The sequence below is a fragment of the Streptomyces sp. NPDC007901 genome, from assembly GCF_042959465.1.
Lineage (GTDB): Bacteria > Actinomycetota > Actinomycetes > Streptomycetales > Streptomycetaceae > Streptomyces.
This window is the reverse complement of sequence record NZ_JBIBKW010000051.1, coordinates 1-21,954: the sequence shown is the minus strand read 5'-3', so window position 1 is coordinate 21,954 and position 21,954 is coordinate 1. Positions and strand designations below refer to the sequence as shown.

Genomic DNA, 21,954 nt, shown 5'->3' with positions numbered 1-21,954 from the left:
CCCACCGCGGCATCACCGCCCAATACAACAAACCCATCACCCCCACACACATCACCACCCACACCAACGACTTCCAACGACGCTGGCACACCCTCGCAGCCCACCAGACGACAACATAGACCCCCGCCGTAGCCACCCGATCAAGCTCCGGGCGTTCCTCGACAGCACCCGCCGCCGCGACGCGAAACTGAGCCCGCAGCGCTGCGCGGACCTCGACCAGTTCGGCCTGCGCTGCTACAGGCAGAACCGCATGCACCATGGTCCGCCCCGGAGATCACGCACGGTGCCACTCACGTGGGTCGACCGTTCCCGGTGCGGGCAGGCTCGGGGAAGGGCCGTTGTCCACTGCCGAACGCGACAACGGCGGGAACATCGTCAGATGCGGCGTGGTCCAGCGCGCGGCAGGCGAGTCGGTGCATCCACAACCGGTGCAGCAGGTAGACAAGCGGTCCGGACAAGGCCAAGGCCAGGTCGGCGGGCCAGGGCATCATGCCCGACGGCAAGGCGATCGCGAACGGGGACAGGCCCGCCGCCACTTCCATGGACTTCTGACTCACGACGGGTTCACCCTCCGGCCGGTCGGCGGCGTGCCGCTCGCACCCCGCCGCGTACCCCCCACACCAGGCTCAGCAGCCGTAACGCGTGCGCGATCTGACGACGACGGCGCCCTCGGGCCTGCCGGCCCGCTCCCACAGCGCCATCAGCGTCGGCGGGCACCATGCAGTCGGCGGCCTCATGCGGTTTCCTGCATGCTCTCGGGGCGTGCACCGGATGTGCGGTTGCACCCGCCCACCCGTCCTGCCCGGGAGCGGCCGGTGGTCGTAGTGCCTTCTTCCGAGGCGTACTGCGTCGAGAGACCGATCCGCTCGCGACTCGGCGTCCCTAGGGTGATTCACACGAGCGACGCAGCGCAGAAGACCTCCCGCGACCGGGCTCTGGAAGTCGTCCGGGGTTACGCGCACCACGACCCCGCCGCGGTGCGCGAGGCGCTGGACGGCCTGTACGCGGGCGGCTCGCTGGAGGTGTACGCCATCTTGAACGGCCTGTTGCGCTCCACTATCAGCATCATGGAGCTGACCGGCAGGCCGTGGCGGCTGGAGGACCTGGTGCGGCGGGCAGACGAGATCGCCGTCTCGGCCCCACCGCACTACGAGTTCGCCGTGGCGGAGGCGACGCGGGCGTGGGCCCGCGGAGACGAGTCGGCGATGCGCGCGGCCTCGTGCCGGGACCTCACCGGTGCTGTGCACATCACGGCGGTCGGCGTCACCGTTGTGGGGCTGGCGGTGTGGGGCCGGACCGGTTTCCTCGATGTGCTCGCGGAGTTCCACGAGGCCGCGCACCATCGCCGACGAGCGGGTCTACGACATCTCCGAGCGCTCATAACCCCGCGCCCCCTGACTCTCGCCGGCTTCGTCGTCGATGCCACCTGTCTGCGGAGCCGGCGAGAACCCCCACCCAGGGCACACATGAATTCGGGGTAACTCCCGATCATGGAAGACGCACCGATGACCAGTGAGAACGCGGCCGAGGCTGAGACCGTCGAGCCTATGAGGGCTGCATTGGGCGAGCCCAGGGCGGGTTGACGGTGAGGATGCAGGTAACGCGGCCGGCGAAGCGGGGGCCGGGCACCGGGATTTCGACACCGGGGTGGCGGGCGTAGCCGGCGAACAGGCGGGACGCTACGCCTGGAGCGTCCATCCGCCCTCAGCAGCCGGCTCGTGATGCCCCCTTGCGTGATCAGCGACGAGCCCCCATCATCAGGAATCCTGATACTTGAAATTTGCAGCGATGGAGGCCGGTCATGTCATTCAGTCCCAGCATCCAGGCCAGAGGGGTCCAGCTGCTGCTCGGCCGAATGATGAGCCGCGTGCACAAGGACCTGCGCTTCACCGACATCCCGAAGCGCACGGAATCCATCCGGGTGGAGACCGGCGCCGGACCGGTGACCTGCACCGTCTACCGCCCGTCGGCCGCCGCCGCAGCCCCCGCCCCCGTGTACGTCAACTTCCACGGCGGCGGGTTCGTGATCGCCCGCCCCCAGCAGGACGACCACATCTGCCGCTACATAGCCGCCACGGCCGGCTGCGTCGTGATCAACGTGGACTACGCCGTCGCCCCGCAGCAGCCGTACCCCGTACCCGTCACCCAGGCCTACGACGTCACCGCCTGGGCGGCCGAGAACGGCACCGCCAACAACTGGGACGGCTCGCGACTCGCCGTGGGCGGACACAGCGCCGGGGCCAACCTGACCGCCGCGGTCTGCCGCACCGCCCGGGACCGCGGCACCTTCACCCCACGCCTCCAGATCATCGACTCGGCACCCCTCGACCAGCTCGCCGACCCGGCCACCAAGCAGTCACCCATCGCCAAGCCCCTGCTCACCCCTCAGCTCATGCGGGTCTTCACCGCCGCCTACGTCCCTGATCCCGACGACCTCGCCCATCCGCTGGTGTCGCCCGGACTGGCCCACGACCTCGCCGGACTGCCGCCCGCCCTGGTCATCACCGCGGAGAACGACCGCCTGCGCGACGAGGGCGACGCCTACGCCAAAGCCTTGGAGGCCGCCCGCGTTCCGGTCACCCACCATTGCTTCCAGGGCGCCGACCACTACTTCACCCACACCGGCCCGGTACCGGCCGGGAAGGAAGCCATCGACCTGATGGCCACCACCCTGCGCACGGCACTCACCGCCTGACCGCCGACAGAAGCCGACAGCCCTTGTGACAACACGCTGCCCAGGCGACACCTGTCGTGCTTCGGCTCAGCCGGCCTGAACCTCTGGCTTGGGGCACAGAAAAAGGTCAGAAGTCCAGTTCGATGTAGTCGATGCCGGTGAGAGCCACCTGCAGGCCAGGGGCGCGCCGTCCGCGGTCTTTGAAGTAGATCTCCTGCAGGCCTTCGGCGGCCATCTCTCGGAGCTGCTGGTCAGGGGCGCCGGCGGCGTGGGCGTCCAAGAGACGGGCTGCGTAATCGGGCGGCAGGTGCTGGGTGATCAAGCGGATGCGGGCGTCGCCGGTGGTGCCGGGGGCAGCGGTGAAGCCGAACCGGGCGCGGGTTTCGATGGTGATGCCCCCGGTGATGGCGGCTTGTCTCTTGGCCCGTTCGCGTACTCGGGGCTGCCAGCGGCGGCATACTTCGTCCGCGAGGCGCGCGGCAAGGTCCGGATGCGGGGTTTTGATCTGGCCTGTCAGGTAGCGCTCGACGGTGCGCTGGGGGACGCCTAGCGCTTCGGCTGCGGCCCGGGTGCCCCTGGTGCTTTTGACGAGGAACCGCATCTGGGCGCGGGAGGATTTGGGCAAGGGGGCAGGTGAAGACGCTGACGGTGGCTTTGTCGAGGCTGACGCAAAAGATGCCCATCACCGCCTCCTGCTCCCCGCCCGCGGCGGTGTCGGGGCCCTTGGTGTGCCGGGCGGGATAGTGTCCTTCGTCCAGCACCCGAGCCGCCCACATCAGCGACTGGGCGCCTTCGCGTTTCACCATGCCGGGGCTCACCCGGAGACGGAAGCCGCCCGGCAGCGGCCTGCCCCCTTGAGTGCGGGGCAGGAAGTCCAAAGGGCTGAAGCCGTCGGAGAGGCAGACGGCGCAGTCGGACAGCACGGCGATCGGCAACAGCCCGACACCGGCGAGCCCGAGCATCTTGCGGTGCATGCTGACGCGGGCGCTGGAGATGACGGCGGCGCGGATGCCGGGACGCCAGGTGGGACGATCCAGGGCGGGCCAGCGCTCGCCGGGCCGGTAGCCGGCGCCCTGCGGCGTTCACGGAGCTTGCCCAGACCGCCCTCGACGGTCACCTTGATTGCGGAGAGGACAAGCGCCCGCGCTTCGTCGGCGTGCCTGTGGTGCACCATGGCGGCCAGGAAGTCCAGCTCGCTCATGCCGGAACTGACGCCAAGGCGTTGCATGGTGGCCAGGTAGGCGTCGCGCAGCCGGATATACCACGCGTCTGGGGCGCGTATCGAGCCGTGATCACTCTGCGGGATTCGGCTTCAAGTCAGGACTTGATTCAGCAGTTGCTCGGGAACCCTGGGCTGGTGGCTCTAGCGAAGGATGCCGGGACCGCCACGCTGAACAGTGCCTCACCCGGGCGGGGCGCCCTCGATCGTTCGCCGTCGGCATGGTGTGTTCAGGCGTGCAGGCGGTCGAGTTCGTCGGCGCGGCGATGATCCTTCGGCCGTCCGATGGCCCGCCGCATTCGGATCAGGTCGTCGAGCGACGCGTAGCGGATCGTGAATCCGGAGGAGTCGTCGGCGCCTTGTGCTCGAGTCAGGCAGTCGGTGACATCAAAGTCGCCCCAGGGCAAGGCAGGCGTGCACAGATCCCCGGCGGCACCGGTCACCTGGTATCCCACCTGGGCTCGGTCGAGGTCGGGTAGATCGGTGCAGCCAGCCGCGGCGAGGGCATCTCGCAAGGCTCGGGCCTGCGCAGGTGTGCCGTCCCACAGCAGATCGAGGTCCCCGGTCAGCTCGGCGGATCCGTGCATGATGCCAGCGACCTGGCCGATGACCATCGCGTGCGAGCCGGCCTCGTGCAGGGCCCGCAGGAAGGGGATCGGGTCAAAACCGAGTGCCCCGTCTGTGGCGAACGTTCCGGTGAGGTCATCAGCGTCCTCCGGTCGGCACCCCGTAGCGGTACGGTCACGAGTGGCCTCTTCGATACGGCGGATGGCCTGACGAAGTCGCACTGCAGCATGCTCGTTCATGCGGCTCATCCAACATGATGACCAGCCCACCTTCGACCGGATATCAGCCGGCCATGTGCGGCCAACACAGTCTTCGTGACACCTCGCTGGATCAAGGAGCGGTCCGCGTGAGGTCCTTGATCCAGACGATCGAGGCGCGAAGGTGGAGGCCGGCGAGGTAGCTCGCGGGTGTCTTGTCATAGCGAGTGGCGATACCTCGCCAGGCCTTCAGTTTGTTGATCAGGCGCTCAACGGTGTTGCGCTCTTTGTACTGGTCAGCGTCGTGGCTGACTGGCCGACCGCCCTTGTGGCCCTTCCTCTTCCGGTTGGCAGCCTGGTCCTTCTTCTCCGGAATGACAGCCTTGATCTGGCGTTTCCGCAGGTAGGCGCGATTGCCTCGGGACGCGTAGGCCTTGTCCCCTGCGACCGCGTCGGGTCGGGTGCGAGGACGGCCGACCGGCCCCCGGACACGCACCTTCTCCAGCACGGGGATGAACTGTGTCGGTGTGAGGTCGTCATGTGATCAGCGACCAGGAGGCCACGGTGAATGTCTGCGGCGTAGCCGTGGCGATGCCGCCGACTCCCAACCGGGGTCCGGCTGAGCAGCGGCTACCCGAGTTGCCAACCTGCGGTGCGGTCGGAAAGAGAAATAAATGCCCCATATACGAGGTCGGCACCAGTTGATGTGTCGTCGGTAGCGGCTGCGCTGGCGCGATCTTTGTCTGGAAGGCGCCGTTGACCTCTTTGATCACCCCGTGGTTGCCTTGGTTTTCGACGTGGGTAATCTGGCTCACGCAATGGATTTGGGGGAAAACTTCATATGAGATGGGGGAGATTTTGGGCTGCTGTTGCAGTGTCGATTCTGGCACTGCAAACGCCCGCTACAGCGGCCTCTGGCGCCTCATTAGGCTCGGCAACTGCGACGACGAGCGGGAACACGACCATCTCTGCCCCTGTCGCCAAAGATCGACCTTCGGATTTCCAGACACTCAAAGCGCCTAGCGTCGCGGGTGGACAGTCGAACTGCGATGAGACCAAACGCGGATTGGCTGCGATGCGAAAGGTCGGACAGCGGAAGGCAGTTTGTTTCGAATGGGGGAAGCCGCAGGCGTCCACCGAACGAAAAGGACTCGCTTCATCTAGTGCACCCACGGCCGTGTGGTGCGACATCATGCCGAACAACCAAGTCTATGTGACTCGTCAGTCGGTCTGTTCCCAGCGGGACCTCATCATCGTCCTCATGGACACAACCACCGGCATGATCTTCGGGAAGGCTTATGGGGTCGTCCAGCAGGAGATCGACCCGAGCAATAGTTCCACCGAGTTCACCGAGTACATGAACTTCCACCTCAGCTCTGCTGACATCACATCTGATGCGATGACCGTTCAGGTCGACTCGGAATGCTCGTTCGGTGCAAGCTGGTGCAAGGCAGACACGCAGCCCTGGGGCACCCCTCGGCCTATCGCCGTCGGTCAGTCCATCGACGGAACATGGACCCGCTCGTGGACTAATGACACGAAGAACGCGGAATTCATGATGACCTACGAACTCACCGTAAATATCGGCGGATCAAGCGGTACCACCCGTTGGGGGGGCGACAATGAGCCCGGAGACGGCCAGTACGACGTCCGCTGCGACAACGAAATCGGCACGTACGCAGGCTGCGTCATTAAGAACTACACCCCCACCTTCGTGATCGACACAAAGTACAATCTCGCGCGCCAGTTCATCGGCATGGCCCAGGCCAGCATGTCCAGCCACCCAGGTTGGGAGGGGCACGGGGAGCCGCTGAGGCGGGAGGCGGACGCCACGATCGAGCAGAAGAATCGCGGAATAATCTGCGACAAAACATTCACAGCTGACCCGAGCACACCAAAGCCGGCGCAATGCGACGAATATCCCTTCGCCAAGTCTAAGAACAGCGGCGCGCAGCAAGGCGTCACCTCGGGATCGCAGTGCCAGCAGTACATGGTCGTCTCGCAGACGATCGAAGGCCAGCAGTACCTGTCCCTCACGTGGCCTGGATATAACCAAGGCAAAATGCCTCCTGCTACAGCCAAGTGCGCCCGAGCCAGCATGACGAAGGTCGACAACGAAGGCGTTGGTGGTGACCTCGGCAGGGCAGCGGTAAAGTTCCGCCTGATCAACAATGACCCGTACTGGGTGGACGCCGGCAACAAGTAGCTCATAGACCCATGCCCGAGCCGGGCGGTCTCGCCATAGTGACCGGCGAGACCGCCCGGCACAGCAATCGAGGGAACTTCGTGAACGGCAGACTTTTCCCCAACTCTCAGCTCTACGACGCTGGTTACTGCGTAATCTTCGCCAGGCACATCCTCCCCGCTGATCTCCTGTCAAGGGCGGCAGGCAGAGCAGCCACCCGCGTCTCCCTGAACCGCCTGGAAGCGGAGATCATTCAAGCCCAGGGAGAGGAAATCGAGGAAGACGACGTACCTGAACTCGATCTTGATGAGCTTCGCAACGGCGGTTTTCTCGACCTCAGTGGCCCCCTGGTTCGCTCTGGTACGCACAATGACTGGTCATTCATTGTCGAGCCCTACGGCTCCTACCTTGCACGGGATGAAGTGATCTCAGCGGTTTCCCAGGGGACCACCGCGCTTTCCTTGCGTGAAACCGGATCTACGTGGATCGCGTACGCGGAGAACGGAACACTTCTGTCCTCCTTCGATCCCCTTTTCCCTGAGCAGGATTACGGCAAGAGGCCCGAGGTGCTTGCAAACATCACCGGTTTCCGGGCAGCCGTCGATGCGGGCGACCGGTCAGACGCCTACGAAATCGCCAGGCGGAGGATTCAGGAAGGACTGGGATGCGCTATGCCTCAAGAAGTGGATGACGCCCGCCTCCTAGCCGCCCGCATCCCAGGCGTGTACTGAGCGGTTTTCAACCTTGGTTTGAACAGGCCATGTGGAGGGCGAGGACGGCGTGAACGAGGCTGGTGATGCGGGTGGTGCTGCATCGCGGCTTGCGCAGCACTCGCCAGGTCTTGAGCCTCGATCCACCGTGTGACGGGTGCCCTTTGGAGAAGGAGACGAGAAGAGGTGCCTGCTGACCTGGGATGATGGGAGTTCTCACGCTTCCGTCAGGCCCAACCAGCAAGGCACCTCGTAAGTGAAATCCTCCCACAGCCCGGCGACGGTGTTCGCCGCGTTCGACGAACCGAATCTGATCGCGCATGCCGGGCTGATCCCGGCCGTCCGGCTGGCCGAGCGGTGCGACCTGCCTCGGCCGGTCGCCGAGAAGGTCAAGCGTGTGCGTGCCGACAACCTCCGTCACCCTATGCGACCTGCGTGTACTCGTGGATCAGGCCGCCGAGGCGGTCACGCCGGAGGATGCGGGATGAGGCGTCGACGGCGGGTAGTTCGGGTGCGCCGAGGCCGTCGGGGCACCGTTGTCCCAGTGATCGGTGAGGCCGATGCTCGTTGTGGTGATCGGCGTACTCACCGACGACGAGCCGCAGGTGCCGCTCCCCGGTGATCAGGACGCGGTCGGTGGCCTCGCGCCTGCAGGATCCGACCCAGCGCTCGGCGATCGCGTTCATCCGGGGCTCGCCCGGCAGGATGGGCACGACCCGGGCACCGACGGCGGTGAAGACCGCATCGAAGCCCTCGGTGAAGTAGCCGGCGTTGTCCCTGATGAGGTATCTGACGCCTTCGCCGCGTGCGTCGTCCCAGCTCATGAGGAGGTTTCGGGCGCACTGGGTGGCCCACGCGGCGGTGACCTGCCGGGTGACGCCGGCGATGTGGACGCGCCGGGTGCCGTGCTCGACGAAGAACAGGACGAAAAGGCGCCGTAGGAGAACGGTGTCGACGTGGAAGACATCGACGGCGAGGATCCCGCGGGCCTGAGCCTTGAGGAATCGAGCCCAGGAGCGGTCGGCGCGCTGGGGCGCCGGGTCGATCCCAGCCTCTTGGAGGATCTTCCACACCGTCGAGGCGGCGATCTTCCAGCCCAGGTTGAGCAGTTCGCCGTGGATCCGGCGATACCCCCACCTGTCATTCTCGCGAGCAAGGCGCAGCACCAGGGCACGCAGCGCCTCGGGCTTGGCCGGACGGCCCGGGCCTCGGTGCGGGTAGGTCCACTTCCTCGCGACCAGCCTCTCGTGCCAGCGCAGCACGGTACGCGGGGTGACCAGCAGCTTCAACGATGAACGGTGACGCTTGCTCAGCAACCGGAGCAGGGCGGCCAGCACCGCGCGGTCCCCGCGGGTGAAGGCTGGCTTGAGGCTGCCGCGCTGCAGGACGGCCAGCTGGCGCCGGAGCACCAGTATCTCGGCATCCTTGGCCGCAGAGGAGCGGGCCAGCAGGCGCAGCCAGCCGGGCAGGATGCAGCCGAATCGGTAGACCAGACGGAATGTCACGCTTCCCAAGCCTGCGCCGACGGGCTCGCGAACACCTTCGATGTGATCCCATCGTGACCCTGAAGCCGCAGCTCAGCACAGGTGACAGGGTTGCCGGCACCCACAGGTGAGTACGCCGATCACCACAACGAGCATCGGCCTCACCGATCACTGGGACAACGGTGCCCCGACGGCCTCGGCGCACCCGAACTACCCGCCGTCGACGCCTCATCCCGCATCCTCCGGCGTGACCGCCTCGGCGGCCTGATCCACGAGTACACGCAGGTCGCATAGGGTGACGGAGGTTGTCGGCACGCACAGGGTTCCTGTCCGGAAACGTCGGCACCTCAGGTCACCGAAAGCCGTCGCGGACCATACTGAGCCGCGACGCGGAGCGGCTCACCTCCACCGCAGCTCGACCGGAAGACTGGCGTATCCCTGAACCAAGTTGGAGCGCATCCACCGGGGAGCGCCTTCCGGATCGACGGACTGAACCTCTTCGGACAAGCTTCGCAGCAGTTCGCGTAGCTCGATTCGCGCGACCCTGGTCACGGGGACAACGGCTGCGCGCACGCCGTGTTCGGATCATGCGTCCGACTGCCGCAGCCGCCTAGTTCGCCTGGCGGCGAGTACCCAGGTCACCCCCGCGACGGCCACCCCGGCGAGCGCCCCGATCGCGGCCGAGAGCCCAGCTGGCGGCTGCGCCGACATCTCGGCGGCCAGCCACGCCAGGCTGCCGCCGACCAGTCCGGAGGTCAGGCTGTCCATGGCACGCCAGCGAGCGGAGGTACGGGAACCCGGCGGCCAGTACAGCACCGCGGCCGGTAGCCAGAGCGCCACCGCCGTCAGGAATGCGATCACCGGCGGGTAGAGGCCGGCGTCCAGCGGCGGCTTGTACTGGAGGCTCTGTGTCGCGGCGAGTGCTGTCAAGAGGGCGCCCAGCAGCGAGGTCTGAAGGAGCGTCAGGGCTTCCTGTCTGCTGCGCCGCATGTCGTCGACGGCGGCCTTGGTCAGCGTGAGGACGTGGCTGACACGGTCGGTTGTCGCCCGCAGATAGGTACTTTCGAGGTCGGCCTGCTGCAGGGTCCAGTCGATCAACTGCTGATCGCTGCCCAGGGCCGGTGCCGTATGGACCGGCGCCGTCTCCATCGCTCGTGCCATGTTCTGCTGGGCGGCGCGAACCGTGGTGTCCAGGGCCTGCAGCTTGCTGGTGGCGACCAGCAGCCCCGTGCCGCTGGTCTGCAGGCCGGTCAGGGCGCGGACGGTGTCGCGCAGCCGCTCCGGTGGCACTGTGCCGCGCTCCAGGTTCCTGGTCAGTGATGTGCACAGGGCGTCGGACTCACGGGCCAAGGAGCGCAGCGCTTCAAGATCGCGTACGAGCACCGCGTGTTCGTAGCGCAGTTTGCAGGCGTGCAGCAGGTAGCGGGTGAACGGCACCAGGCCCGGATCCGGGCCGCTCCAGAGCCACCGGTCCAGGCTGGCCTCCGCAGCGGTCGGTGACAGCGCCAGCAGTCGGCGGTGCGCCGCCGTTGTGTCGTCGGCGTCCAACGGCAGGTCCCACAGGCAGATGCCGTCGTGGAGGCGTATCGCCTGATCGGCCCACCGGCCGTCGGCGACGGACGGCAGCAGCGGGCCGTAGCCGCGTGCGGTGGCGGCGACCGATTCGAGGGAAGTCAGATCGTGGGCGGTCTGGCCGATGAACAGGGTGGCCGTGCCCCGCGCGGCCGAAGTGATCGCCGAGCCCGCGACCGCCTCCCACCGCCCGGCCAGGTCGGCCCAAGAGGTGTCCGGGCGGGGTGCGAGCATGACGCTGACCGTGATCACGTCATGGTTCTGCACCACGATCGCCTGCTCGATGCCGGGCCTTTCGGCGGCCCGGGCGCCGAGCACGGTCAGCCGCTCGGGGTAGAGCGGCGGCAAGGGTGGTCGCAACTCACCCGGCAGGTCCGGAACGGGCCGGTCCAGGCCCAGTGCGGCCACCGCCGCCCACGCCTGCGACAGTGCCGCCGCGGACGCCCCTGCCCACCTCACGTCGTCCACGGCGTACCACAGATGGGTCAGCAGCGCGGGCTGCGCCGGTGCGTCAGTCACCGGGCTGCTGGGCCGGCGTGCCGGACTGGTCGGGGGCGAGCCGGTCGACCAGAGTGTTGACGAGTTCGGCGACGTGAGCAGGCACTGTCCGCGTCTGATCGCTGTCGCCGATATCGGGGTTGATCGGTGTACTGACCCGCGACGGCCCAAGCAGCGCGAGGTAGGTCACGTCCCGGCGCAGCCCTGTCAGATCGCCTTCGTCGAGGCTCGCAGTGACCCTGGTCAGCAACTGCTCGATCTGCTCCCACATGGGTGGGCCGACCCGCCAGTGCAGGACGTCCGCCAGCATCTGCCGGTCGAGCCAGTGACCATCCACGCCGTCAGCCTTCCGCTGGAGCCGAGGGAGTTCCACGGTATCGAAGTCCCGGATGCCCGCGGCGCCGGGTTGTCCATCCGGTGGTCATGGCCGGCTATGCGCCGAGATGGATGTAGGCCGCCCAACTGGAGACGGCCTCAGGATTGCAGGCGCGCAGCTGCTGCACCGACGCGGCCAGGATGCAGGCCGCGTCGGCGGTACGCGGCTCATACGTGCCGCCGCCGGTCAACCGCTCGTAGAACGAGTCGGCGATCATCAGTGCGGTGGCGTCCGGCACCGGCCAGAGCGTGCCGATCACCTGCCGGTAGCCCGCCGTCTGGAACGCCGAAGCGAGATGGATGCCCTGGTCGGCGAGCATCCCGGATGTCAACGCGGTGACACAGGCCGACAGGAAGGCCAACTCGGCCTCGGGCAGCTCCCACTGCTCTATGGAAGCCGCCGTCAGCGGGGTCGTCTCGTGATCGGACAACATCAGCCGGCTGTCGCCCGGATCACTGGAGTTGAACGCCCCATGGCAGGCGAAGTGAGCGATACGGTGCCGCGGCAGGGCGTCCTGGACTCGGGCAAGGGTCGCGTCGACGGCGACGAGTTGCTCCGACTCGGGGATCAGGCCGGCGATCCGGCCGGCCTCCCGGATGCTGTGGGGCAGTCGAGGCTGGCCCGGCGTATCGGGCATCGCCACGATCAGCGCGGTGTCGGCTGCCCCGGCGGCAGGGGCTTCCCGCCGGGCGAACTCCAGCGCGCGGAACGTGGTCGCATAGGACGAGACCGCCCGGTCCAGCACCGACCTGCCTGGTTCGTGGTGATGACCGGATGCGTGCAACGGCAAGTGGGCCATCCCGCCCAACGGGTACCACCAGATCCTCGGCTGCTGATCAGTCGGCCGGTGCGGGTATCCCAGGTGTCGCATGACCGGTTCGGTGACGTTGTCCCAGGTCCACTCCAGCACTTCGCGCATCGGCTGCTGCACTTCACTGGCGCTGCTTGCCGCCGTGGCGGCCGCGACCCAGGCCTCAAGGAGCTTGACGCCGGTCATGGTCGCTGTGTGACGGCCCTGGACGGGAAGCGGGAGGACCTCCAGGCGGTCGGTAGTGATGATGAGGGCGTCGCTGCGCCACTCGGTGTTGTACAGCATGACGACGGGCCCGTCGCTGGCCTGCCGACGGAGCCTGGCGAACGGCAGGGGCCGTAAGTAGCCCTCGTGAGCTGGCAGTTGTCTGATCCGGGCGAGTACCTCGGAGAGCCTGCCGGTGACGTCCGCGAGGTCGGCGGTCAGCCGCTGCGTCTCCGCTTCCGCCGTCTTGGGATCCATGACCGACAGGTGATCGCCCCACAGGGCGTACTCGAGGTCGGCTTCGCGCTCGCGCAGCCGAGCGACCTCGTCGGCGAGTTCCGGGGCGTCGCGCCGGGCCGCGCGGTGGTCCTGGCGCAGCTGCAGGGCCTCCGCCTGGAGGATGCCGCGGAACTGTTCGGCCAGCTCCACCGCTCGCTCGGGCCTGCCCGCCAGCACGGCGCAGGCGGCCGACTCCTGCGCGAGTCCGTCGAGAAAGGTCTGCCGGAACTGCCGGTCGGCCCGCTGCAGCACTCGCGGGCTCAGGACTGTGGCGATGGCCAGGGCCTCCTCGAAGAAAGTCAACGCCCGTTCCGGCTCCCCCTGTTGGACATGGCAGGCTGCCAGGCCCCGGTAGGCTCCCAGGCGGGTGACCGCCATGGCCGCCGGCAGTCCGATCACCTTTTCGAAGAACTGCCGCGCCTCGTCCGTCGAACCGAGGTTCAGCAGTCCGGCTCCTGTCATGCTCAGGGCTTCGGGCATCGCCTGGTGGCCGGTCGGTAGCAGATCGACGGCCTCCCTGCCCAAGGCCACCGTGCGTCGAGTGGCTTCGTCGTCGTGGAGCACGCGCCCCTGCATCTCCAGGACGTGACAGAGCAGCATCAGCGTGCCGGCACGCAGGGGATGGTCGGGCGGTGTCTCGGCGACCGCCAGTTCGCCGTGCCTTACCGCTTCGCGGATCATCTGCTCGTCGTGGCCGAGCTCGAACCGGGCGAAATAGACCTGGCTCAGTGCGCCCAGCAGCGGAATCCTGGTGGGATGCCCCTTCGGGACCGAGGCCAACGCGTACTCGCCCAGTCTCATCGCCTCGTCCAGGGCAGCGTTGGCAGCGCCGCGTTCGGCGTATTCCTTCAGCGTGAGGACGACGTTGCTGGCGACCATCGACCAACTGGCGTGCTGTATGTCCAGCGAGTCAAGGGCCTCCATGCCCGCGTCGACGGCTTCCTCGATCAACGTGAGCTGATTCGTGCGAGCGTGTAGGGTCAACAGGGCGATCTGCAGGTTCGTCAGAAACCGGAACTTGTCCTGCCGGTCGCCGCTCGCCCGCAGGGCGTCCCGGCCCAGCTGCACTGCTTCGAGCAGCGCCGGAAGGCTGCCGGTGTGGATGAAGAAGTTGCGTCGCACGATCCCCAGGTTGCCTACCGCCATCGCCCAGGTGATCCCTCCGGCGGGCAGCGCGCCGATCGCCTCGCGGCCGATCTCTTCGGCCGTGACGAGCAGGTCCAGGTCTCCGGAAGCCCGGTAGGCGTGGAACAGGCCCGCGCTGAAGCTGGCCAGCAGCGAGGCATGGAACGGGTGCTCGGGCGGCGTCCGGCCGAGTGCCTCGCGCCAGACCGAGATCGCACGGTCGAGGGCGTCTGGTGCCCCTGTGTGCAGATACTGCGTGAGGACCGTGTTGCCGAGAGCGTTGTAGGTGACGGGAAGCTCCCTCGCACCGGACGCGTCCACCGCCTGCCGGCCCGCGTCTATGGCCTCTTCAAGGGCCTCGACATCGCTGGTTTGCTCGAAGAGCAGGCGTGCCGCGGTGCAGAGGGCAAGGTAGCGGGCGGCCCGGTAGGGGTAGCCCGGCGGGGTCATCGCCGCCGATGCCCGGGCCGCGTCGACCGCGTCGGCCAGCAGTGCGGCATCTGACGTCAGCCGGAACTCCTCGGTCAGGGCCTGACTGTAGGTCCCCAGAAGTGCGGCCCGGTGCTCGCCGCTGCCCCGGTCGGTGCCGCGTCGCAGTAGGGCCGTCGCCTGGTGCAGCGCCGACGGGTCACCCGTGAACTCATACCGGCGCATGAGCTTCACCGCGCGGGCACGCAGAAAGGTCAGTCGGAAGCCCCCCATACCCATATGGTATCGATGAACACCGACCCATGGGCGCTGCTTGCCGCACCCGCCGTTTGTTGGTGTCATGCCAGGTCATCGGGGCCTTGTCGGACGTTTCCGGGCCGGACAAGATCATCTCAGTTGCCGTCGGAAGGGCAACAGCCATGGACGCGGACGACATCAACGCCGAGGCGGCCGCAGCGTTGGGCTCGGAATAGAGGGTAGGAGCAGAAGCCAACCAGCCACGCGCAGGGATCTGCCGTTACTCCTCGTGGTCTGGACCGGCGCCTGCCCCATCTGTCACCGCGACATGCCAGAACCGATATCAACCTGACCAAGCACTACTAGCGAACCGAATCTTGTGGGTGTTTAGTGTGGGTGGCGCCAACGTGGGGAGCGGAATGCTGATCGACCTTTCTGCCCTGCCCGAGGATCGGTTCGAGGTAGAACTTCGGCCTCCGGAGCAATTCCTCGAGGAATCCCGCGGCCGGGATCACCAGGCCGAGCTGCGCCTCATGCTCACCAAACGCAACCGTGTCGCTGTACGCCAGCCCGTCGTACGGCCGTTCACCGAGCCGCTCGACGCCGACAGCCTCGCCCAGCTCGACTTACCTGGCCATGACTGCGACTTCGTCACAGTCTTCACCACGGTTGACTGCCGCCCCGATCCGACCTGCCAGTTCAACTGGCTGCGAGTGGAGTTCTCGCTGAAGTCAGACCAGGGTTGCTGGCCGGTGGCGTGCCGAATGTTTCCCGAGCGGGCCGAGGATCATTTCAAGCGGGTGCACGCGGTGGAGGTGGGGGCCGATCTCACCATCGCTTCGCTGCCCGGACTCTCCGGGAACCGCTCTGCGAGCATAGAGGCCGAGCGCATCCACTACCGAGTGATGACATTCGGCCGCTTTGGCTCCGAGCCTGCCTGGCATTTCGCCCGGACGGAGGTCGTTCCGGAGGTGATCGGCGACATCTTCCTGGTCCTGGTGGTGGCGGTGCCGGCAGGGGCCTATGCCACAGCCTCGCTGTCGGTATCGGCCGAAGCGCAGCTAAAGAACATCCCCTTTGCGGTACCGCTGATCACCAAGCGTAGCGGGGACAGGCTACGTGACCTGGTCTTCCCGCTTTGCCCTCGGGAGCGGTGACGAATGCTGTTCGCGAGGGGCGCGCTGGGCCGGACGCTGGCGGTGGAGATCATCTACGATCTGACTCGGTTCGGTGAGTCGGAGACCGAGGTACTGAGCGACCCTCTGCTACGGGAGGCGATCGATGACTCACTGTTCGCCGAACTCCTCAAAGACGTCGATGACATGACGGCTGGCGGCGCGCCTGACCGCGCGATCTCCCTGGCCAGCCTGGTGCTCGACCTGGCCGAGCGGAACGGTTCGCGGATGCGCGATGAGATCCGCCTTCGCCTGGCCGGTGCGCTGCTGGTCGCCGGCCGCTCGGGCGACGCCGAAGAGGTCGTGCGGCACCTTGCTGCCGAGGGCGGCACGGAGATGTGGGAGATCATCGGCAGGGCGTGCTACGACCAGGGTCGCTACACCGAGGCGCTTACAGCCTTCCTCGAAGGATTCCGCCACTCGGACGTCCCGGCGCGGCAGTGGGATCTGCTCACCAGCGCCGTGGCCTGCCACTTCGCCATGGGCGAACATGTGCCGTCGCTGACGTTGCTGACCGAGCGGGTCGAGCCACTGGCGCTCACCGTCGGCGAGCCGCGGCAGCTCAGCAAGACCTACGGCGACCTGGGCAACGCGTGGATGGGTCTGGACATGTTGGAGCTGGCCCGCGCCTCGTTCTCCACCGCGTTGGCGGCTGCCCGTTCCGGCGACCTGGTGCAGGATCAGAGCGATTGGATCGGCAACCTCGGCAACGTGGCGATGAGCGAAGGCGATGCTGAGGCGGCGGCCGAACTGCATCGCCAGGCGCTGGAGCTCTCCCACCGCACGGGCAACCCGCACTCGCTACGCATGGACTTGGGCAACCTGGCCTCGGCCTGCGAGTTCCTCGAGCAGTGGGACGAAGCGCTGCGCTGCCGGGAGGAGGCGGTGCGGGTCGCCGAAGGGCAGGGTGATCCGCAGGCGGTCCGTGCCGAGCGCAGCCGCCTGCGTGACCTGCGTATGCGGCTCGGCCACTGGCGCAAGGCAGTGGCTCTGGACCTGCTGATGGACGACGAGCCCGAGGCGGGGGTACGCCAGCGGCCCCACGTGCGTGCCCGGTTGCCGGACGGGCCAGAGTTCACTGACACCGAGTTCGCCTTCGTGCGGGAGGTCGAGGCGATGGTGTCGGTGCGCGAACTCGAGGCGGCGCACGCCGTGATCGATCGGTTCCTCGTCAGTCACCCCGCCAGCTTCGCCGCCCACTTCGAGCTTGGCCTGGTCCTCAACGAATCCGGAGCCTACGAGGACTCGCTGGTCGCGTACGAACGAGCACTCGAAATCAACCCCCGATGGGTGAATCTGCATCGCAACATGCTCAACTCCTGGCGCGCGCTCGGCGACCTCGACACCCCCCGCCAGCGCTACGAGCAGGCCGTCGCCGACGACCCGTTCGACCCTGTGCCCAGGATCGCGCTCGGCCTGCTGTACGGCGTGCTCGGCCGGAGCGACGACGCAGTCAGAGAGAGCAGGGAGGCCACCCGGCTAGACCCGGATAGCCGGCCAACACAGGGAGCGCTGTGCAAGGTGCTGGCCGAGGCTTCTGTGACCCGGCTTGGCGACGACTGGGAGGGTGCCTGGGCGCTGGTGGAGGAGACACTCTCGGAGTTCCGGCGGTTCGCGGACATGGACGGGTCGCTGCGCGCCGATGCGCTCACGCAGCTGGGAGAGTTCTGCCATCGGGTGGCTTCCGAGTCGGGTATGGCCAACCCGGCCCTGCTCGGAGGCATCATCGCCGACCGGGAGAGCTGTCTGCTCGGTCACGCGGTGGCGGCGTTCACAGAAGCGATAACGCTCGCGCCCCACCGTCGGCGGCCAATGGCAGGACTTCAGGCCGCACTCCGTCTGATCAGTATCGTGCACGACGTCGACGCGTTCATTGCCTATAGCCGCGGCCTGTCCGACGCCGGCGCCGCGGATTTGGCCACGGGCGCGCTGGAATACTTCATCAATCTTCACCCGGAGCATCCCGAGGCGCTCTACCAGCTGGGCATGTTGCGCATCCGCAGCCGAGACAACCTCATCCAGGCCCGCGATCTGTTCGAGGCAGCGGCTCGTCTGGATCCCGGCGAGCCGCGCTACGGCGGCGCCGTGCGTCACGCGAACTCCCTGCTGGCAGAGGAGCGGTTGTGAGGGACCTATGGCAACGCGTCGGGGCGGCGCGCGACGAGCAGGAGTTCGTCGCCCTGACCGAGCCGGCCGAGCGCGAGCACCTTGTCGCGCATCTTCTACGCTTGGCCGACACCCTGGAGGAGCGGGCCTTCGCCAGGGGGCTGCTGCATGTGCTCGAACTCGCAGTCTTGGCCGGTGGCGGGCCGGCGGTGGTGCGGCGGCGCAACGCCATGCTCGCCAGCATCGAACTCGTGCGCGCATTGAGCGACGATACGCTCACCGCCGCCGACCAGGCGGCCGCGAATCTGTCCGAGGCGGGCGAGTATGTACGTGCCGCTGGCACCTTGTTGAGCACGGCGCAGGTCCTGCTGGCCCACAGGCGGACCGAGCAGGCCACGACACGCGCGGAACGCGCTCTCGACATGCTGCAGAAAGATCTCGAACCCCTGGCCGCGACGCGTTCCGTCCAGGGCATGACACTGCGCCCTGGCGCCCTGACGGCCCAAGTCTTGGTCCGCCTGTGCGATGAACTGAGCCAGGCCGATCCATTGCCGCAGATCGCAGTCGTCATCGCCCGCTTCGGCGCGATGCTGCGCGAGGCGGGCTCGGAGGAACTCCGCACACTCACCGCCATCCAGCTCGGAAGCGCGCTGGTGCGCCTCGGCGAGGCCGAATCCGGCATTGAGATCCTCAGCGACGCGCTCACGGGCGTAGCCAGAGGTCACGGCTACGAAACGTTCGAGCGGGGACGGCTGTGGTTCGCTGCCGCGATGCACCGCGTGGGTCGGTGCGACCAGGCGTTGGCCGAACTGCGCGCCCACTCCTGGTGGCAGTCGGACGACCCCGAGCGCCGTGCTGAGGTGAGCGCGCTGGCAGTGCGCGTGCTCATCGATGAGGGCCGGCTAACCGAGGCACTGGACTTGCTCCCCGAGCCGTTGGAGCATGAGCTGTTGCGGGCACAGCGGGCGCTGGTCGACACGCTGCTGCGCCGTAGGGGGACCGGCCCCCCCGATCTCGGCAGCCTCGATCGCCAGGTCCGGCGGACCTGGTTGGAGCGGGACATCCTGGCCGATCCATGGGCCGATTCCCTGCCGGAACGGCTCGCCGAGCTGGCGGAGGCGGGCGAGCCGGACCTGTCGCAGCTGCGCGGCGATCTCGCACTGGCCCGTGGGGAGCCGCAAGCCGCCCTCGAGCATTTCGAGGTGGCGCTGGAGGCCCTGCTCAGCCCGGTGTTCGTCGACGGCTGGCGCGAGTGGTGGCACGGGTGCCCGGTCCCGAGCTGGCAGCCCACCATCGCGGTGAGCACCGCGCGCGCCGCACGGCGGGGCCGGGGTTTGGGCGCGGAGATGTGGTTGCGCAAGGCCCGTGCCCAGGCGGCGCTCGGCCTCGACTGTGGCGACGCGCTGAAGCACGCAATCGAGGGGGCGGCTCTACGCAATCAGCACGCGACCCTGTTCGCTGCGCTGTTGGCCGAAGCCGGGCGCAAGGAAAGCATCGGAGCGCAGAGCGCCGAATGGGGGGCGGATCTTGAGCGCGCCGCCGACATCCAGGAGGGCCTGCGCGCCCGATTGCGTGATGAGGAGCTGCAGTTGCTCGCGCTGACCGAACAGGATCTGGTCTACGAACGACTGCTGCGCGCCGCCTTCGAAGCTGGGAACCTAGAAGGGGCGCTGCGCGCCCTGGAGAGGGCCAAAGCACGCACCCTGCTGGACCGGGTCTCAGCCAACTCGGCCGACCCCAACGAGCTCAGTCTGACCGATCGCGACGAGGCCCGTGCACTGCGGACCCGCATCGTGCGAGGGCTCAGCCGCAAGCTGACCGACCCCTGGGCGCCCGACGAGCTGGGCCCGGTTAAACAGCGGCTCGCGGCGGTCTACCGGAGGCGGCGTCCTCTCTCGGTGTCCACACGTGCCGCCGCCACACCCGAGCAGGTTCGACGTCTGGCCACCGGCGGCACGCTGCTGCTGCACTACTTCTGCGCAGGTGGGCGCGTCACGCTCGTGCCGTTGTACGAGGGCAGCGGAGCACCCATCCCGGCGCTGGACATCACCCCAGAGGATGTCGGCGCCTACCTGGAAGTATGGGCCGGAGAACGCCAGGTGCGCGGGACGCCGCACAGCCTTACCGAGCTTTACCAGGGGCTGCTGGCGCCTGTCGAAGACCTGCTGGAGCAGGCCGCCAGGGTACTGGTGATCCCTCATGGCGTGCTCCACTCCGTACCGTTCCCGGCGCTGCGCCGCCGCGACGGGAGCTACCTGGTCCAAAGACTCCCGGTGACGTTTGCACCGAACGCCGCGATGGCGGCTCGGGCCGGCGAACGGCTGGCCGTACCCGAGAGCGGGCAACTCTCGCTGGCATTTGGGCTGGAATTGGCGTCCTACGCGCCGCTGGCAGCGCTCACCTGTGTGAATGACGAACTCGACGCTGTGGCGCGGGCGCTGCCCGGCCTGCGGCGCCTGGATCACGCCGACGCCAACCGGGAGGCGCTCCTGGGCCTCGAAGGCCAGGTGGATCTGCTGCACTTCGCCTGCCACGGCGAGTTCGATCCCGACGACGCCCTGCTGTCGCGGCTCTACCTAGCTGACGGACCCGTGTACGGTTACGAGCTGATCGGCCTGCCCTTCCGCCCCCGTCTGGTGGTGTTCAGCGCTTGCGAGACCGGCCGGCACGACCGTCTGCCGGGTGACGAGGTCATGGGGCTGGTCCGTCCGTTCCTGGGGCTCGGCGCGGGAGCCGTGGTCGCCACCCTGTGGGAGGTGCCCGACGCCTCCACGACAGAGCTGATGTCGGTCTTCTACGCCGAGTACGCGGCCAGGAGCCACGACCCGGCCGCCGCGCTGCGCCGGGCCCAACTGTCCCTGCTGGACTCACCGCGTTTTGCTCACCCCCATTACTGGGGCCCGTACGTGGCCATCGGGGGTGTCCGGCATGGATGAAACCGCGATCCGCGAGCGCCTTGGGGTCTTTCTCGCCTCGTCCGGCTTCGGCGAGATCACCTCTACGCTCGCTCAAACGAGAGCTCGCGAGCATTCCACCGTCTGGAGCGCGGAACTCTTCCACAACGGCGGCGACGCGCGGATGGAGATTTTCGTTTACGACCTCACCGAGGACTCTGCCGGGATCGTCGACGCCCAGGAGGAGCGGATCGCCCTGCGCGAGCTCGATTCGCCACTGGTGCCCCGCCTCATCGCTGAGCAGACCGACGGAGAACTGGCCATTCTGGCTGTCGCGGCGCCCGCCGATGCAGAGATCCTCCACCGCTACCTGGAACCGCAGGACGAGGGCGTCACCCTCACTTATCAGCCGAACGTCGACAGGCTGTTGGGGGCCAACACCCTACGACACGTCGACGGTCGCTCGATGCTGTCCACGCTGATGTCGCTGCGCCGCGCCCAAGCACTCATCCCACTCATGCAAAGGCTGGCAGACGCCGTCGGTGCCACCGCGGACGAGCCCATCGTCCCCTGCTTCCAGGCGGCCTACGAGGTCGAGACGCCGGAAGGCGGCATCCGCTCCTTCGGTGAACTCCCGGCCGAGTACGCCGACCTCATACTGACGACCACCTTGATCTCGCCCAGCGAGCCGCTCGGCGCCACCCCGGTGCTGCATCCCACGGCCGATCCTGTCCAGTGGGCTACCCGCACGTTCTCTACCGTCCGTGCCGGTCACAACCTGCCAGCCACCTTCTGCCGGGCCCTGGGCTGTTGCTTGCGCGGGGAGTTCATCACCCCTAACGGGGAGCTAATTGATCTCTACTTCCTGACAGCTGCCGACGAACTCGCCACCGCCGAGCTGCGCGAGCTCCAGATCAGGGATTTACTCAACGCCATCGACGTGCTGGTGGAAATCGTCACCAACCCCACCGTCCGCGCAGCCGCCCTGCGCGCGGCTATCCGTGCCTACTGTCCTGAGCACGCCCACGCGAAGCTATCCGTCTTGACCGAGGACCTGAGCCACCAATCGCTGATCGTTCTCGCCACCGCGATGAGGTCGATGTAGGGTGCGGCTCTAGGCTCATACAAGATTTTCGTAGCCGTTGATCGGGCCAACTGGTCCGTGGCGTCGACTCGTTGAGAGCACCATCCTGATGGTGTGTGAGGTTCGAC

Annotated in this window: 16 protein-coding genes and 3 pseudogenes; 8 read left to right on the top strand and 11 right to left on the bottom strand. The window is 67.5% G+C overall.

Going from position 1 to position 21,954, the window contains the following annotated elements; genetic code table 11:
- Positions 1 to 290: 290 nt before the first annotated feature.
- Positions 291 to 557: a hypothetical protein gene (locus tag ACFZDK_RS54455; protein WP_390986545.1), complete on the bottom strand. Its 267-nt coding sequence runs from the start codon at positions 555 to 557 to the stop codon at positions 291 to 293.
- 330 nt (positions 558 to 887) lie between these two features.
- Between ACFZDK_RS54455 and ACFZDK_RS54450 the strand changes: the two genes are divergently transcribed.
- Together ACFZDK_RS54450 and ACFZDK_RS54445 are read left to right on the top strand one after the other, a co-directional pair.
- Positions 888 to 1,481: a hypothetical protein gene (locus ACFZDK_RS54450; RefSeq protein WP_390986542.1), complete on the top strand. Its 594-nt coding sequence runs from the start codon at positions 888 to 890 to the stop codon at positions 1,479 to 1,481.
- A gap of 320 nt (positions 1,482 to 1,801) precedes the next feature.
- The gene (locus ACFZDK_RS54445; RefSeq protein WP_390986539.1) at positions 1,802 to 2,695 is read left to right on the top strand and encodes an alpha/beta hydrolase fold domain-containing protein; all 894 of its coding nucleotides are present in this window, start codon (positions 1,802 to 1,804) and stop codon (positions 2,693 to 2,695) included.
- Positions 2,696 to 2,801: 106 nt separating this feature from the next.
- On the opposite strand, the gene tpg is transcribed toward ACFZDK_RS54445, so the two are convergent.
- The 5 genes and pseudogenes from tpg to ACFZDK_RS54420 form a co-directional block, all read right to left on the bottom strand.
- Positions 2,802 to 3,275 (bottom strand): telomere-protecting terminal protein Tpg, encoded by a 474-nt coding sequence (gene tpg, locus ACFZDK_RS54440; protein WP_390986536.1) that lies wholly within the window; start codon positions 3,273 to 3,275, stop codon positions 2,802 to 2,804.
- A gap of 94 nt (positions 3,276 to 3,369) precedes the next feature.
- Positions 3,370 to 3,944, bottom strand: a pseudogene (locus ACFZDK_RS54435) (transcriptional regulator); the annotation flags it as partial.
- A 179-nt stretch (positions 3,945 to 4,123) separates the two neighbouring features.
- Positions 4,124 to 4,699 (bottom strand): hypothetical protein, encoded by a 576-nt coding sequence (locus ACFZDK_RS54430; protein WP_390986533.1) that lies wholly within the window; start codon positions 4,697 to 4,699, stop codon positions 4,124 to 4,126.
- A 91-nt stretch (positions 4,700 to 4,790) separates the two neighbouring features.
- Positions 4,791 to 5,177 (bottom strand): annotated as a pseudogene (locus ACFZDK_RS54425) (transposase); the annotation flags it as partial.
- A 16-nt stretch (positions 5,178 to 5,193) separates the two neighbouring features.
- A complete protein-coding gene (locus ACFZDK_RS54420; RefSeq protein ID WP_390986530.1) occupies positions 5,194 to 5,472 on the bottom strand; it encodes a hypothetical protein in 279 nt (92 codons plus the stop codon).
- A 446-nt stretch (positions 5,473 to 5,918) separates the two neighbouring features.
- Between ACFZDK_RS54420 and ACFZDK_RS54415 the strand changes: the two genes are divergently transcribed.
- Together ACFZDK_RS54415 and ACFZDK_RS54410 are read left to right on the top strand one after the other, a co-directional pair.
- Positions 5,919 to 6,863, top strand: coding sequence for a hypothetical protein (locus ACFZDK_RS54415; RefSeq protein ID WP_390986528.1), 945 nt, complete (start codon positions 5,919 to 5,921; stop codon positions 6,861 to 6,863).
- Between the two features lie 11 nt (positions 6,864 to 6,874).
- Positions 6,875 to 7,573 (top strand): DUF6461 domain-containing protein, encoded by a 699-nt coding sequence (locus ACFZDK_RS54410; RefSeq protein WP_390986525.1) that lies wholly within the window; start codon positions 6,875 to 6,877, stop codon positions 7,571 to 7,573.
- Between the two features lie 7 nt (positions 7,574 to 7,580).
- Here the strand turns inward: ACFZDK_RS54410 and ACFZDK_RS54405 are convergent.
- The 5 genes and pseudogenes from ACFZDK_RS54405 to ACFZDK_RS54385 all read right to left on the bottom strand — a co-directional run.
- Positions 7,581 to 7,688: pseudogene (locus tag ACFZDK_RS54405) on the bottom strand (IS5/IS1182 family transposase); the annotation flags it as partial.
- A 286-nt stretch (positions 7,689 to 7,974) separates the two neighbouring features.
- Positions 7,975 to 9,057, bottom strand: coding sequence for an integrase core domain-containing protein (locus ACFZDK_RS54400; protein ID WP_390986523.1), 1,083 nt, complete (start codon positions 9,055 to 9,057; stop codon positions 7,975 to 7,977).
- A gap of 564 nt (positions 9,058 to 9,621) precedes the next feature.
- Entirely contained in the window at positions 9,622 to 11,127 is a 1,506-nt protein-coding gene (locus tag ACFZDK_RS54395; RefSeq protein ID WP_390986520.1) for a CATRA conflict system CASPASE/TPR repeat-associated protein, read from the bottom strand.
- Positions 11,120 to 11,479: a CATRA system-associated protein gene (locus ACFZDK_RS54390; RefSeq protein WP_390986517.1), complete on the bottom strand. Its 360-nt coding sequence runs from the start codon at positions 11,477 to 11,479 to the stop codon at positions 11,120 to 11,122. The genes ACFZDK_RS54395 and ACFZDK_RS54390 overlap by 8 nt, the downstream gene beginning before the upstream one ends.
- 58 nt (positions 11,480 to 11,537) lie before the next feature.
- Positions 11,538 to 14,603 carry a CHAT domain-containing protein gene (locus ACFZDK_RS54385; protein ID WP_390986514.1) on the bottom strand — a complete coding sequence of 1,022 codons (3,066 nt, stop codon included), beginning with the start codon at positions 14,601 to 14,603 and terminating at the stop codon, positions 11,538 to 11,540.
- Between the two features lie 383 nt (positions 14,604 to 14,986).
- On the opposite strand from ACFZDK_RS54385, the gene ACFZDK_RS54380 reads away from it, so the two are divergent.
- From ACFZDK_RS54380 to ACFZDK_RS54365, 4 genes are read left to right on the top strand one after another with little or no spacing between them, the layout of a single operon-like run.
- Complete coding sequence (locus ACFZDK_RS54380; RefSeq protein ID WP_390986512.1) at positions 14,987 to 15,724, top strand: hypothetical protein; 738 nt, start codon at positions 14,987 to 14,989, stop codon at positions 15,722 to 15,724.
- Positions 15,725 to 15,727: 3 nt separating this feature from the next.
- Positions 15,728 to 17,869 carry a tetratricopeptide repeat protein gene (locus ACFZDK_RS54375; protein ID WP_390986509.1) on the top strand — a complete coding sequence of 714 codons (2,142 nt, stop codon included), beginning with the start codon at positions 15,728 to 15,730 and terminating at the stop codon, positions 17,867 to 17,869.
- Positions 17,866 to 20,784 (top strand): CHAT domain-containing protein, encoded by a 2,919-nt coding sequence (locus ACFZDK_RS54370; RefSeq protein WP_390986507.1) that lies wholly within the window; start codon positions 17,866 to 17,868, stop codon positions 20,782 to 20,784. The genes ACFZDK_RS54375 and ACFZDK_RS54370 overlap by 4 nt, the downstream gene beginning before the upstream one ends.
- Positions 20,777 to 21,847 (top strand): hypothetical protein, encoded by a 1,071-nt coding sequence (locus ACFZDK_RS54365; protein WP_390986505.1) that lies wholly within the window; start codon positions 20,777 to 20,779, stop codon positions 21,845 to 21,847. The genes ACFZDK_RS54370 and ACFZDK_RS54365 overlap by 8 nt, the downstream gene beginning before the upstream one ends.
- Positions 21,848 to 21,954 lie beyond the last annotated feature (107 nt).